The sequence below is a fragment of the Pseudomonas frederiksbergensis genome, from assembly GCF_900105495.1.
Classification (GTDB): Bacteria; Pseudomonadota; Gammaproteobacteria; order Pseudomonadales; family Pseudomonadaceae; genus Aquipseudomonas; species Aquipseudomonas frederiksbergensis.
This window is the reverse complement of the sequence record NZ_FNTF01000002.1, coordinates 2524598-2537560: the sequence shown is the minus strand read 5'-3', so window position 1 is coordinate 2537560 and position 12963 is coordinate 2524598. Positions and strand designations below refer to the sequence as shown.

General features: G+C 56.1%; 13 protein-coding genes, 1 tRNA gene and 1 pseudogene. 9 read left to right on the top strand and 6 right to left on the bottom strand.

Annotated elements, in window-relative coordinates:
- Positions 1-21 precede the first annotated feature (21 nt).
- The 7 genes and pseudogenes from atzF (at position 22) to BLW70_RS11915 (ending at position 5325) form a co-directional block, all read left to right on the top strand.
- The gene (atzF, locus tag BLW70_RS11945; protein WP_074874257.1) at positions 22-1794 is read left to right on the top strand and encodes an allophanate hydrolase; all 1773 of its coding nucleotides are present in this window, start codon (positions 22-24) and stop codon (positions 1792-1794) included.
- 128 nt (positions 1795-1922) lie between these two features.
- Positions 1923-2071, top strand: a pseudogene (locus BLW70_RS31475) (GGDEF domain-containing protein); the annotation flags it as partial.
- Positions 2072-2077: 6 nt separating this feature from the next.
- Positions 2078-2272 carry a cysteine-rich CWC family protein gene (locus BLW70_RS11935; RefSeq protein ID WP_008153014.1) on the top strand — a complete coding sequence of 65 codons (195 nt, stop codon included), beginning with the start codon at positions 2078-2080 and terminating at the stop codon, positions 2270-2272.
- 56 nt (positions 2273-2328) lie between these two features.
- Positions 2329-3021: a pseudouridine synthase gene (locus BLW70_RS11930; protein ID WP_074874255.1), complete on the top strand. Its 693-nt coding sequence runs from the start codon at positions 2329-2331 to the stop codon at positions 3019-3021.
- Positions 3022-3334: 313 nt separating this feature from the next.
- Positions 3335-4219, top strand: coding sequence for an alpha/beta fold hydrolase (locus BLW70_RS11925; protein WP_074874254.1), 885 nt, complete (start codon positions 3335-3337; stop codon positions 4217-4219).
- A gap of 179 nt (positions 4220-4398) precedes the next feature.
- Positions 4399-4472 (top strand) — tRNA-Gly (locus BLW70_RS11920).
- 292 nt (positions 4473-4764) lie between these two features.
- Positions 4765-5325 (top strand): NAD/FAD-utilizing enzyme apparently involved in cell division, encoded by a 561-nt coding sequence (locus tag BLW70_RS11915; protein WP_074874253.1) that lies wholly within the window; start codon positions 4765-4767, stop codon positions 5323-5325.
- 32 nt (positions 5326-5357) lie between these two features.
- Here BLW70_RS11915 and BLW70_RS11910 read toward each other — a convergent pair whose 3' ends face one another.
- The 5 genes from BLW70_RS11910 to BLW70_RS11890 are packed head-to-tail and all read right to left on the bottom strand — an operon-like array spanning position 5358 to position 10388.
- On the bottom strand, positions 5358-5675 hold the full coding sequence (locus tag BLW70_RS11910) for a cytochrome C oxidase subunit IV family protein (protein ID WP_074874252.1): 318 nt from the start codon (positions 5673-5675) through the stop codon (positions 5358-5360).
- A 13-nt stretch (positions 5676-5688) separates the two neighbouring features.
- Positions 5689-6402 carry a heme-copper oxidase subunit III family protein gene (locus BLW70_RS11905; protein ID WP_074874251.1) on the bottom strand — a complete coding sequence of 238 codons (714 nt, stop codon included), beginning with the start codon at positions 6400-6402 and terminating at the stop codon, positions 5689-5691.
- A gap of 6 nt (positions 6403-6408) precedes the next feature.
- The gene (locus BLW70_RS11900) at positions 6409-7101 is read right to left on the bottom strand and encodes a cytochrome c oxidase subunit 3 (RefSeq protein ID WP_074874250.1); all 693 of its coding nucleotides are present in this window, start codon (positions 7099-7101) and stop codon (positions 6409-6411) included.
- Positions 7098-8873 (bottom strand): cytochrome c oxidase subunit I, encoded by a 1776-nt coding sequence (ctaD, locus tag BLW70_RS11895; RefSeq protein ID WP_074874249.1) that lies wholly within the window; start codon positions 8871-8873, stop codon positions 7098-7100. Before ctaD ends, BLW70_RS11900 begins: the two co-directional genes overlap by 4 nt.
- Positions 8874-8921: 48 nt before the next feature.
- Entirely contained in the window at positions 8922-10388 is a 1467-nt protein-coding gene (locus BLW70_RS11890; RefSeq protein ID WP_074874248.1) for a cytochrome c oxidase subunit II, read from the bottom strand.
- A gap of 439 nt (positions 10389-10827) precedes the next feature.
- Here BLW70_RS11890 and BLW70_RS11885 point away from each other — a divergent pair, with 439 nt between their 5' ends.
- Positions 10828-11166, top strand: a complete 339-nt coding sequence (locus BLW70_RS11885) for a hypothetical protein (RefSeq protein ID WP_074874247.1) — start codon at positions 10828-10830, stop codon at positions 11164-11166.
- A 71-nt stretch (positions 11167-11237) separates the two neighbouring features.
- On the opposite strand, the gene tam is transcribed toward BLW70_RS11885, so the two are convergent.
- On the bottom strand, positions 11238-12008 hold the full coding sequence (tam, locus tag BLW70_RS11880) for a trans-aconitate 2-methyltransferase (protein WP_074874246.1): 771 nt from the start codon (positions 12006-12008) through the stop codon (positions 11238-11240).
- Positions 12009-12389: 381 nt separating this feature from the next.
- Between tam and BLW70_RS11875 the strand changes: the two genes are divergently transcribed.
- Positions 12390-12893, top strand: a complete 504-nt coding sequence (locus tag BLW70_RS11875) for an inclusion body family protein (protein ID WP_046046162.1) — start codon at positions 12390-12392, stop codon at positions 12891-12893.
- Positions 12894-12963: the final 70 nt, after the last annotated feature.

Sequence of the window (12963 nt, the reverse complement as noted above, 5' to 3'; positions counted from 1 at the left end):
ACTTTGAAAAGGATTAATGCGATGAACATCAATCTGCAACTCGACGCCCTGCGCAGCGCTTATCGCATCGGCAACATCACGCCCCGTGAACTGCTGCTGAGCCTGCGCGATAAAGCCGCGGCGCTGAACCCGGATTATCACCTGTTCATCCACTTGCTCAGTGTTGAAGAACTGGAACCGTACCTCGCCGCACTCGACGGTCGCGACCTCGACAGTTTGCCGCTGTTCGGCGTGCCATTCGCGATCAAGGACAACATCGACCTGGCGGGCATTCCGACGACCGCGGCGTGCCCTGCATTTGCCTACGTGCCGGAGCGTTCGGCGACCATCGTCGAGCAGTTGCTGGCACTGGGGGCGATTCCGTTGGGCAAGACCAATCTTGATCAATTCGCCACGGGGCTAAATGGCAGTCGCTCACCCTACGGCGCATGCCCGAACAGCGTGTTGCCGGAGTATCCGTCGGGCGGCTCCAGCGCCGGGTCTTCACTGGCGGTGGCACTCGGCGTGGCGAGCTTTTCCCTGGGTACGGACACGGCAGGCTCCGGGCGTGTGCCGGCTGCGCTGAACAATCTGGTGGGGTTGAAAGCCAGCAAAGGGTTGATCTCCACGGCCGGTGTGGTGCCGGCCTGCCGCACCCTCGATTGCGTGACCACGTTCACCGCGACGGCTCGGGAAGCCAGTCAGTTACTTGCGCTCACTGCGCACCTTGATCCCCGCGATGAATACAGCCGCAGCAATCCGTTGTGGAATGACGGCTCGGCGTTTGGTGCGCCTCGCCCCTTCCGCTTTGGCGTGCCGCGTGCTCAGGATCTGGCGTTCTTCGGCTGCCCTGAAGGCCCGTTGTTGTTCGGTGATGCCATCGATCAACTCAAAGCCTTGGGCGGTGAAGCCGTGGAACTGGATTTGTCGCCGTTCCTTGAAGCGGCGCGTTTACTCTATGAAGGCCCCTGGGTGGCTGAGCGCTACAGCGTCGCCGGCGAATTGATGGAGCAAAATCCTGAAGCCGTACTGCCGGTAATTCGCGCGGTGCTGGCCAAGGCGCCAGCGGTGAACGGCGTGCAAACCTTCCGCGCCCAGTACCGGCTGCAAGCGCTGAAAGCGCTGTGCGACAAGGCGCTGGACGATCTCGACTGCGTGCTCACACCCACCATTGGCCGCCCCGTCACGCTGGCAGAACTGGACGCCGAGCCGGTGCTACGCAATTCGGAACTGGGCTACTACACCAACTTCATGAACCTGCTCGATTACGCCGCCGTCGCCGTGCCCAGCGGTTTCATGGGTAATGGTTTGCCGTGGGGCGTGACGTTGTTCGGGCGGGCGTTTACTGATCAGTATTTGTTGGGTGTAGCGGATGCGTTGCAGCGCCAGCTAGGTTTGGCGACACCGGTTCCGTCGTCTGTCGCACGTCACGACCGGGCGCGATTGGTGGTGTGTGGTGCGCATCTGGATGGGCTGGCGCTGAATTGGCAATTGAAGCAGCGCGGAGCTCGACTGGTGGAGACGACGTTCAGCTCGCCGGACTATCAACTGTATGCCTTGGCCGGCGGCCCGCCGTTTCGTCCCGGAATGGTTCGCGTGAAGGACGGGGGTGTGGCGATTGCGGTGGAAGTGTGGGAATTGCCAAGCTGTGAGTTGGGTTCTTTTCTGACCGGAATTCCGGCGCCGTTGGGATTGGGCAAGGTGCAATTGGCGGATGGGCGTTGGGAAAGCGGGTTTATTTGTGAGGCGTATGGGTTGGAGGGAGCAGCCAATATCAGCCATTTAGGCGGATGGCGGCGTTACCTCGCTCAATAAGGGACGCGGAGCGTCCCGGGCGGCTTTCCCACGCAGAGCGTGGGAACGATCGACTCAGGGACGTGTGAACGATCGTTCGCCCCGCACATCGAGCAGTTATTTCCCGGCAGTGCCATTAGAATACCTGCCAGCTGACCGTAAGCATCGGCCTGCCTCCCCGCAGGCCGATGACACCTTGCACACGCTGCTGTCGAGAACGGATCATGCGATGTACCGGGCCAAGCAAGCCGGCCATAACCGCACCTGCGTGGAAATGCCTCACTCCAGTTATGAATAACCCTACATGAATAAGCCAGATTTCTGCCCGGCCTGCGGCGCCTCCAACGACTGTACCCTGGCCGACCCGCGAACCGCCGATCGGGCCTGCTGGTGCTACGGCGTCAGCATCGACCCGGCGGTGCTCGAAGCGCTGCCACCCGAACTGCGCGACAAATCCTGCTTGTGCCCACGCTGCGCGCAAGTCGAGGCGCAGCTGTAGGCACCCGCACAATCGATCACGTAAGATACGTCCCCCTTTCCTGCCGATCCCTCGTCATGCGCATCGACCGTTTCCTCAGCAACCTGCCGCGCTTCAACCGTAAGCAGGTACGTCTGTTGCTGGTGGAAAAGCGTGTCAGGATCGACGGAAAAGTCGTCAGCGATCCTCACGCCGACGTACTGGAATTCAGCCGCGTGGAAGTCGACGATGAGCTGCTGCAAGTCGGCAAGCCTGCACGCTACTTCATGCTGCACAAACCGTCTGGCTGCGTCAGTGCCACCCGCGATCCGCAACACCCGACCGTGCTCGACCTGATCCATGAGCCGGACAAGGAAGACCTGCACATCGCCGGGCGCCTGGACTTCAACACCACCGGCCTGATGCTGATCACCAACGACGGCAGCTGGTCGCGACGCCTGACCCAGCCGCAAACCAAACTGCCCAAGGTCTACTACGTCGAGACCGAGCAAGAGATTGGCCCGCAATACGCATTGAAATTCACCGAAGGCCTGTACTTCGCCTTCGAAGACCTCACCACCCAACCCGCCGAGCTGGCCGTACTCGGACCAAACTGCGCGCGGCTGAGCATCGTCGAGGGCCGTTATCACCAGGTGAAGCGGATGTTCGGCCATTTCGACAACAAGGTGCTGCGCCTGCACCGCGAAAGCATGGGCCCGTTGGTGCTCGACAGTGCCCTGAAACCGGGCGAGTACCGCGCATTACGCACCGAAGAGATTCAATTGATCTAAGCAGACGACCGCTCAGCAGAAGTTGTCGAACAATTTTCCAAAGATACTTGCGCGATGACGTGACCCCTGCTTGAATCAGGACGTCGGCCGAAATGTGACCGACGAGTCACAACATACTTCTAAGAAACTTTTTGCCGGTAGAGAACCCTCAGGTTCCGCTTTCCCCCGGCAGACTGCCCGCCAATAACAATACCCGTCGACCGGACTGCAATGGATCGACATGGGCCTCTCAAATTCCAGGCGTATGCCTACCTGTCACAAAGCTCGTGCAATCTGATTTGCACGCATACCCGCTTGCCAGGAGTCTTATGACATGAGGCCAGAAATCGCTGTGCTGGATATACAGGGTCAGTATCGGGTTTACACGGAGTTCTATCGCGCAGACGCCGCAGAGAAGACCATTATTTTGGTCAACGGCTCGATGGCCACGACTGCGTCGTTTGCACAAACCGTGAAAAACCTTCACCCGCAGTTCAATGTGGTCTGCTACGACCAGCCCTACGCGGGCAAGTCGAAAGCCCACAACCTGCACGAAAAATTGCTGACCAAGGAAATCGAAGGGCAGATCCTCCTGGAGCTGATCGACCACTTCGCCGCCGAACACGTGCTGTCGTTTTCCTGGGGTGGCGCCGCGACCCTGGTCGCCCTGGCCCAGCAGCCACGGCGCATCGAAAAAGCCGTGATCAGCTCGTTCTCTCCGGAGATCAACGCGCACATGCTCGACTACCTCGAGCGCGGCATCGATTACCTCGGCAGCCGGGACGGTGATCGGGTGGGCAACCTGGTGAACAGCACCATCGGCAAACACCTGCCGACCCTGTTCAAGCGCTTCAATTATCGGCACGTCAGTTCCCTGGCCGAGCATGAGTACGGGCAGATGCACTTCCACATCAGCGATCTGCTGCACAGTGATCGCCAGTGCTTCTTCAAGGCCGCGGAGAAAGTCAACGTACCGGTGCTGTTCATGAACGGCGAATGGGACGAGTACACCGCTGCCGACGGTGCCCAACTGTTCGCCAATCATGTGCAACACGCGACTTTCACCACCCTGCAGGCCACCGGCCACTTTCTCGACATGGAACACAAAGCAGCTTGCCGAGACAGCCGCAACGCATTGCTGGGCTTCCTGAAACCTTCACAACACGAAAGTCGACCGCGTTATCACTACGTCCAGGACCAACATGCATTGGCCATCTGAAACAGTGTCATCGCGAGCAAGCTTCGCCCTACGGTGTTGAATGCATTCCTGTAGCAGCGAGGCTTGCCCGCGATAGACCGTCATGCGGTCTCTGCTTTCGTTTCTTTTGCGCTAAAGCCGTCCCACGCAAAGAAAAACTTCATTTCCACGGCCACATCTGGTACAAAGTCAGCCGCTCAGCGGGTGTCGTATAATGGCATTACTCCAGCTTCCCAAGCTGATAACGAGGGTTCGATTCCCTTCACCCGCTCCAACCGAATTTTGTCTCACGTCAGAATGTTTTTGACGGGAGACGCAAGAACACAAAAACCGGTCCGTTGTGACCGGTTTTTTTGTGCCCTGGATTTGGGTTGCCGGGGAACCTGCCGGGAGCATCAGAGCGCATGCTTCCCGTCCCCATGCCCCAATGATAGGCAGTGCTATACTTTTTTATGATTTGAATGAAGCGTACAGCGTTGCCCAAGGGGGTTGATACCGACTGCAAATCTCGATTGGCGCTGCAAGACTAAGGAGGTCTACGGCAAGCACGAGATGGGAGGTGTGGCATGAATCGACACTATTACATCAGCAACAATCTCGACGATCTTGAAGCCGTTGAAAATGAGCTGGAAGCCAGCGGCATCAATTCCGAACAAATTCATGTGCTCAGTCAACACGTTGCCGAAGTTGAACAACATCACCTTCACGAAATCAACTCGTTAATGGAACAGGATGTTGTCCACTCTGGCGAAATTGGTGCAGTGATCGGTGTGCCCCTCGCAGCGTTGGTTCTTGGCGTCGCCTATTGGCAGGGCTGGACCGAATCCGCCGCCGGCTGGACGCCTTTTGTCTTTCTTGCCGTTGTTGTATTTGGCTTCTGCATCTGGGAAGGCGGTTTTTTTGGCATCCAGGTGCCAAACACTCACTTCCGCAGTTTTAAACAGGTGGTAGAAGAGGGAAAACATATTTTCTTCGTCGATGTCGAGCCGGATCAGGAGTCGGTATTGGACCGGGTAATCGAACATCACCCAGCGCTGGAGATTGCCGGCACGGGAACGGCAGCCCCCCACTGGACAGTGGCCTGGCAGCACAAATGGCATCAGTTCAAGCGAGTCATATCGGGTTAGCCACAGGAGACTGACAGCCATCCAGAAGCTGCTTACTGGCCGAAGGAAATGACCCGACTGAAGAAAACATAGTCTGCCTCGGTGGCCATCAGTCCAACCAGCACCAATAAACACAAAGGTGGCAACAGTATGGCGTAGACCATGGCCAATCGTTCCCAGGCCATGTGCATGAAGATGGAGACAATTAAACCTGCCTTCAACAACATGAAAGTGATAATCAGGGACCACCGAAGGTAACCATGGAACTGGAAATAGTCGACAAGGTACGACAGCGTGCTGAGGACGAATAACAGCCCCCAGATTTTAAGGTACAAGCTGATTGGATGTTGCTGACCTTGAGCATGTGCCATCACCCGTGCTCCTCTACCATAAATAGAAGAAAGCAAAAATAAACACCCACACCAAATCCACGAAATGCCAGTAAAGCCCGGCTATCTCGACGTTCTGATAGTTTCCAGAGCGCTCATAATCTCCCCGCCATACTTTCATCGCCACAATGCTGAGGTAAAGGGCGCCGATTGACACATGCAGTCCGTGAAAACCGGTAATCATGAAAAAACTGGCGCCAAACTGCGCCGCTCCCATAGGGTTCCCCCAGGGACGCACGCCTTCTGCGATGAGCTTGCTCCATTCGAAGGCCTGCATGCCGACGAAGGTCACACCCAGGGCAGCGGTCGCCAGCATCAGGGCAGTGGTTTTCGCGCGATCACGGCGGTAAGCGAAATTGACGGCCATGGCCATGGTGCCGCTGCTACTGATCAGCACAAAAGTCATGATGGCGATCAGAATAAGTGGGATCGACTGACCGCCGATCGTCAATGCGAACACTTCGCTGGGGTTCGGCCAGGCGGCGGTGATGGTCATGCGTACCGACATGTAGCCGGTTAAAAAACAGGTGAATATAAAAGTATCGCTGAGCAGGAATATCCACATCATCGCCTTGCCCCAAGGCACCTGCTTGAAAGCCTCCTTATCCGAGGACCAGTCGTTGGCGATGCCCTGCCACCCGGCTACAGGCGGCAAGCCGGATGGATTGGATGAACTGGAGTCGCCTGGGGCAAGTGGATGCGATGCCATGGCTGTTCACCTCAGGCCGCAGAATCTGGCGATCGCTTCGTAGGTTTGCGGCGTGCTGGCCAGCAAAGCGAAGAGCACGAACCAAAGGCCCAGTAAGTAATGCCAATAGATGGCACTCAGCTCTACGCTGGCGCTGAGTTGCGGCAACGGCACGCGCTGCAGGAATTTAGCAACGATTATGCCCCACGCTATCAACCCGCCCAGCAGGTGGAGCGCATGCAGGCCGGTCAACAGGTAGAAGAAGCTGTTGGCCGGATTGCTGGCGAGAAAGTAACCCCAGGCGACAAACTGCTGCCAGACCCAGAGTTGACCCACCAGAAAAGCAATGGCGAATACGCCCGCCAACGCAAAACCAATTACAGTTGCACCCAGTTGCGCCCGTCGGGCGGCCATACGCGACCACTGCAGTGCGACGCAACTGAATACCAGAAAAGCCGAGTTCAGCCATAGCTGCGAAAGATTGGCTAACGGGGCCATGGGCTCTGTCAGGGGTAGCCAATCATTCATTTGTGAACGGGCAATAAAGGCGAGCAAGAAGAGGAAGAATAACGAACTCACCACGACCAGGAATAAGCGCAGGCCTGTTCTTGCGATTTGGTTTCGATCGGCACCTTCACCCGCCTGAATACCCTCCGGATTTCGATTCCAGCTGCCGCCGGGGTCAGCGCCATCGGCGTTTCTCAATAGCAACCTGCTCATGTTTTAACGTCCGCTATCCTGGTTCCGGCACTCTGTTGCCGCATCTGCTCCAACTCCTCGGCGGAGACTGTTTGCGGAACGAAATCCTGCTCTATTCCCGGCACGCTGTAGTCATAGGCCCAACGATGCACAACCGGCAGCTTCGCGCCCCAATTACCGTGTATCGGCGGGGTATTAGGCGTTTGCCATTCCAGACTGGCCGCGCCCCAGGGATTACTGCCTGCGGGCTTGCCCTTGAATGCACTCCAGGCCAGGTTGAACAGAAACAACAACTGGGAAACGCCGACGGTCAATGCGATTACTGTTATGACGGCGTTCAACTCTTGTGCCGACTGCGGAATGAACGCGTAGTTGTCATAAGCGTAGTAACGGCGTGGCATGCCCTGGAAACCCAAGTAATGCATGGGGAAGAAGATGGCGTAGGTCCCCAGGAAAGTAATCCAGAAATGCAACTTGCCCAGGGTGTCATTCAACATGCGCCCGGTGACTTTAGGGAACCAATGATAGATGCCGCCGAACACCACCAATACCGGCGCAACCCCCATCACCATATGAAAATGCGCTACAACGAAATAGGTGTCCGAGAGCGGAATATCCACGATCACATTGCCGAGAAACAAGCCGGTCAAACCGCCGACCAGGAAGGTGACGATAAAGGCCAGGGCAAACAGCATCGGCACGGTCAGATGGATGTCGCCGCGCCACAGGGTCAGCACCCAGTTGTAGACTTTCAGTGCGGTCGGCACCGCGATGATCAAGGTGGTGACGGCGAAGAAAAAGCCAAAGTACGGGTTCATTCCGCTGACATACATATGGTGCGCCCAGACCACAAAGCTGAGTACGCCAATCGCAATAATGGCCCACACCATCATTCGGTAACCGAAAATGTTTTTACGCGCATGCGTGCTGATCAAGTCGGAGACCAGACCAAACGCAGGGAGCGCAACGATGTAAACCTCCGGGTGGCCGAAGAACCAAAACAGGTGCTGGAACAATATTGGGCTGCCACCCTGGTGATCGATCTGCTGCCCCAGCGAGATCATCGCCGGCATAAAGAAGCTGGTGCCCAACAGCTTGTCAAACAGCATCATGACCGCACTGACGAACAACGCAGGGAAGGCCAGCAAGGCCATGATCGAGGCCATGAAGATGCCCCATACGGAGAGCGGCATGCGAAACAATGTCATGCCGTGCGTGCGCGCCTGCAACACCGTGGTGACGTAGTTCAACCCGCCCATGGTTGCTGCAACAATAAAAATCGCCAGTGAGACTAGCATCAGGACGATGCCCCACTCGACCCCCGGTGTCCCCTGAGAAATGGACTGTGGCGGATAGAGGGTCCAGCCCGAACCGGTGGGGCCGCCAGGAACAAAAAAACTGGCGAGCAACACCACTACCGCTAGCAGGTAGAACCAGTAACTCAGCATGTTGACATAGGGGAAGACCATGTCGCGGGCGCCCACCATCAGCGGGATCAGATAGTTACCGAAGCCACCCAGAAACAAGGCTGTCAGCAAGTAAATGACCATGATCATGCCGTGCATGGTCATCGCCTGATAGTAAGCACTGGCGTCCATGAACTCCAAAGCGCCGGGGAAACCAATCTGTATGCGCATCAAGCCGGACAACACCACGGCGATAACGCCCACGAACAAAGCCGTCAAGGAATATTGAATGGCGATGACCTTGTGGTCCTGACTCCAGATGTATTTGGTCAGGAAGCTTTTGGGTTCGTGTAGTGCTTCTGTTTCGGCTTGCTCCGCATAGGCCATCACGTCATCTCCTGTCGAAGTTTCGGTGCATTCCTGGCTGCTTTACGGCTACTTCCCTGGCTCCGCCTTGCTCGCATCAGCGTCGGCTTTCGCTTTGGATTTGATAAAAGCGATCAGTGCGTTCAACTCCTGATCACTCGGGGTAAAGGCCGGCATGACGGCTGCGTAGCCCTTGACGATTTTGGCACCGGGATTAACAACCGAATCTTCTATGTAGCCCTCATCGGCCTTTACCGTCGAACCGTCGGCAAGGGTTACGGTCTCGCCATACAGGCCTTGCCAACTGGGGCCGACGCCCTTGCTGCCATCAATACTGTGACAGGCCAGACAGCCGAGCGACTCGGCCAGCCGCTGCCCCTGCGTCGCCAGGTCGTCACCTCTGTCGAGTTTTTCGCTGGCAGAAGGCTCTTGCTGCGCGACACCCAGTGATTTGATCAGGGCGACGACAGCACCCAGTTCATCTTCAGTGAGAGTATAGGCCACCATGACTGGCGGGTAGCCCTGCACCAGTCGGGCCTTCGGATCGAGGATCGACTCTTTCAGGTAGGCCTCATCGACCAGCGCACTGGAGCCATCGACAAACTGTTCAGTGCGGCCGTACAACCCCTTCCATCCCGGGCCGAGACTGGTACTGCCATCCTGGCTATGGCAGGCACCGCAGCCGTATCTTTCGACCAACTGGCGACCTTTTTCCAGCACGCTGTCCTGACTGGGTTTGGCAGCTGCCGTCAATGTCTGCGCAAAAGTCGGTTGGCTGTTCAGCCATTGATCGAAGGTGGCCTGATCTTCCACGATCATATGGCCACGCATGTTGTAATGACCGACGCCACAATACTCGGCACACAGGACTTCATACTTCCCGATTACAGTTGGCGTAAACCAAAAGTACGACACCATCCCCGGCACCATGTCCATCTTGCTGCGAATCTGCGGTATATAAAAATTGTGCAGTACATCCTTGGAACGCAATAAGACCTTCACCGGCTGATCGAGCGGAAGGTGAACTACATTACTTCTGACAAGTACATCATCCTGTCCGACAGGATCCTTGGGATCAAGACCTAGAGGATTGACCGAATCAACAAACTTTATATCCGACTTACCCAGTTTCCCGTCCAGGCCCGGAAAACGATAAGCCCATTGCCACTGCTGGGAGACCACTTCAAGTTCTAAAGCATTTTTCGGCACCCGAATGAAATCGTCATAAACAACCAGCCCTGGCGCCAACATCGCGGCAATACCTATTGAGGTCACGATAATTAACCATGTCTCCAACTTTTTGTTTTCTGGCTGGTAGGCCGCCCTGACACCTTCCTTGTGACGGAAACGTATCACCGCCAATGCCATGAACAGGGTAACGGCGATGAAAAATATTCCGCTGATGACCAGGGTGATGAACAGTGTGGTGTCGATCGATCCCCAGTTGGACGCTGGAGGAGCAGCATGCCAAGGCGCTAATAGATGGAACAGCACGGACGCAATAACGATTAGTACAAGAATAATTGCCATTGCCATTTTGACTTCATCCTATTCTTGTTACTCATCGGTATGCCTAAGCATCACCACAGAACAACACCGTCAAATCGATACTAATCTGACGCCAAAACAGGCTAGACAAAGACCACCTGTCTTTGTGGCAAAGTCCGCAGGAAGTATAGTTCATGGTCGAAACAGGCGCTTTTCGTTAAAAGCCTTGAGGGCTTGGATATTCCAACTTCAGCGCCAACTTGATCACTTAAAATCGATTCGCTATATAACTGTAACTATTAAGTAACACATCTTGCCTGGGCGCCACGTCGAGTAAGCGAAACGCGGTCGCCAGCTATAATTAGCTTTGATTACGCAAGGCAAAGACCGGTGAAAGCGCCCACCAAGTCCTTGCCTATGCATAGCGGTCAGACAAGTGACGGCCCGGAGCGATAGAGTCCGGCCCGTCCATAACGGAGGTTTCGTCATGAGTGCCTTGACGATCGAAGGCTGGTGCAAAGTCAACGGAGCACAAAAGTCGACCCCGATGGGTGAAATCCATTTTTACGTCGACGGCCCCCTCCATCGAGGTCTGGAGGAAGCTGAAGAACGCCTGCAACAGACCCATGAGCGTGAAGCCATGGTCGATGTCGACATGAGCTCACTGGAGTTGAAATTGCCAGAGGGATATGGCCCTTTGTCCGACTGCCAAATGCGCGTTTATATCCATAACGAGCGCGGTCAGTTCCATTTGGTCGGGCATCGAGCGAGTGATGGAAGCTTGATTTATAGCAACGCGGTTTTGATTGATCAGTTGCTTGACTAGCTACAGCGAGAGGCTCGGCCATGAGTACGAGAAAGGGACAGAGCGGGACCTGTCCCTTTTTCATCAACGCATCAGCGCGTCGCAACAATAAACAACCGCGGGAACGGCAGCAGCACTGAACCATCGGCCAATGGGGGATAGGCCCGCTCGATTGCTGCTAGATACTGCTTGAGATACTGCGCCCGCTCCGCCTCATCCAACGGATCAAGAAACGGCCGCAATCCGCTGCCCTTGAACCACTCGACCACACCCGACGCACCGCCAGCCAGTGGATGATAGTAAGTCGTGCGCCACACATCGACACGGGAACAATGGGCTCGCAGCATCGAGTAATAATCACTGGCATCTGCCATCTCCGCCCGCTGTCCGGCGGCGCCCGCCAACTTGCCCACCCATGGACCATCGGCTGCAACTTCGCGCATCAAGCGATGCGAAGGTTCGTTGAGATTGTCCGGCATCTGGATCGCCAGGCTGCCACCAGGCGCCAGCTTGCTCACCAGTGCAGGCAGCAACTTCGCGTGATCAGGTAGCCACTGCAACACCGCGTTGGCGAAAATCACATCGAACGGGCCGTTTTCGTTCCAGGTATCAATATCAGCCGTATCGAACTGCACCTGCGGCAAGCGCTGGCGGGCGGCGTCGATCATATCGGTCGAACTGTCCAGGCCACGCACCGTGGCATTGGCGAAGCGCTCAATCAGCAACTCGGTCGAGTTGCCGGGGCCGCAGCCGATGTCGATTGCCAAGCGCACGTCCATAGCAGGGATCGCGGCCAGCAAGTCACGCGCGGGGCGTGTGCGTTCATCTTCAAAAGCGACGTATTGTTTGACGGACCAACTCATTGCGTTCTCCTGTCGGTGCGTTGTTGTAGCAAGAGGCGGAAAACCGGTTCGCTACGATACCTCCACCGGTGCGGGATGGAACGTACGAAGAGAACTTGAATGAACATTTTTTATCGCTAAATCTTTTGAAGTGATAATCAAATCAACCGTTCGTCGAACTAGAAGCGAAGCAATTTTGACAGCCTAAAATTCACCTCTATAGTCCAATCGCGGCCCGTCGGAAGGAACCCGAACCCGTTAGTTTGCACGCAAGGAGCAAGGCCAGCTCATGCCCGTGACAGGTGGGTTCCGCCCGTAGTGTGTTTGCAACGGCCGTAAGGCAAGCAAGCGTTGTTGTGCCTGGAAGATGCCAGGCATTCACTATGAACAAGGAGCTTTACCATGTCTCGAGTCACGGATGTACTTGTTTCAATCGACACTGAAACCATTCTGAAAAACTACCCGAACATCAGCAAAAACCCTGCCTCGCCGACGTTGATCGACGTCAATCATGTGTACATGGTGACCAATCAGAACAACGTCGTCAGCGGCCAGGCCGGTGGCGAACTCAACTTGAAAGCCCAGGTAGGCGACTTGATTCGCTGGCGTGAAACCAGCCTGTCGCAGAGCTTCGAGACGGCAGTGATTTTCTACAAGTTCATTGGCAACGTCGGCAACGAGTTGATCTCAACACCCACGCCCCGCAAGGCTACAGCGTGCGTTGCCGTCCCCAACACCAGCAACCCGTCGGTGCCTAGCTGCCAGAAAGTCGACAACCATTACTGGTCTTCGGAAACACTTTCGTGCGGTAGCGTGACCTACCACTTCCATTTCCTGATCGTTGATCGCGACTGCAAGATTGTAGGCTGCTGCTCGTGGGACCCGTTCATTACCATCCGAAACTGACGATGACCAGGCCCCTTGGCGACGAGGGGCCTACCGAGTTCGTTGCCGCCTGGGCCGGGACGGGATGTCC

Excerpts from the sequence above, each read along its gene's own strand:
- atzF (WP_074874257.1), top strand. The coding sequence starts at position 22 with ATGAACATCAATCTGCAACTCGACGCCCTGCGCAGCGCTTATCGCATC.
- BLW70_RS11935 (WP_008153014.1), top strand. The coding sequence starts at position 2,078 with ATGAATAAGCCAGATTTCTGCCCGGCCTGCGGCGCCTCCAACGACTGT.
- BLW70_RS11930 (WP_074874255.1), top strand. The coding sequence starts at position 2,329 with ATGCGCATCGACCGTTTCCTCAGCAACCTGCCGCGCTTCAACCGTAAG.
- BLW70_RS11925 (WP_074874254.1), top strand. The coding sequence starts at position 3,335 with ATGAGGCCAGAAATCGCTGTGCTGGATATACAGGGTCAGTATCGGGTT.
- BLW70_RS11915 (WP_074874253.1), top strand. The coding sequence starts at position 4,765 with ATGAATCGACACTATTACATCAGCAACAATCTCGACGATCTTGAAGCC.
- BLW70_RS11910 (WP_074874252.1), bottom strand. The coding sequence starts at position 5,675 with ATGGCACATGCTCAAGGTCAGCAACATCCAATCAGCTTGTACCTTAAA.
- BLW70_RS11905 (WP_074874251.1), bottom strand. The coding sequence starts at position 6,402 with ATGGCATCGCATCCACTTGCCCCAGGCGACTCCAGTTCATCCAATCCA.
- BLW70_RS11900 (WP_074874250.1), bottom strand. The coding sequence starts at position 7,101 with ATGAGCAGGTTGCTATTGAGAAACGCCGATGGCGCTGACCCCGGCGGC.
- ctaD (WP_074874249.1), bottom strand. The coding sequence starts at position 8,873 with ATGGCCTATGCGGAGCAAGCCGAAACAGAAGCACTACACGAACCCAAA.
- BLW70_RS11890 (WP_074874248.1), bottom strand. The coding sequence starts at position 10,388 with ATGGCAATGGCAATTATTCTTGTACTAATCGTTATTGCGTCCGTGCTG.
- BLW70_RS11885 (WP_074874247.1), top strand. The coding sequence starts at position 10,828 with ATGAGTGCCTTGACGATCGAAGGCTGGTGCAAAGTCAACGGAGCACAA.
- tam (WP_074874246.1), bottom strand. The coding sequence starts at position 12,008 with ATGAGTTGGTCCGTCAAACAATACGTCGCTTTTGAAGATGAACGCACA.
- BLW70_RS11875 (WP_046046162.1), top strand. The coding sequence starts at position 12,390 with ATGTCTCGAGTCACGGATGTACTTGTTTCAATCGACACTGAAACCATT.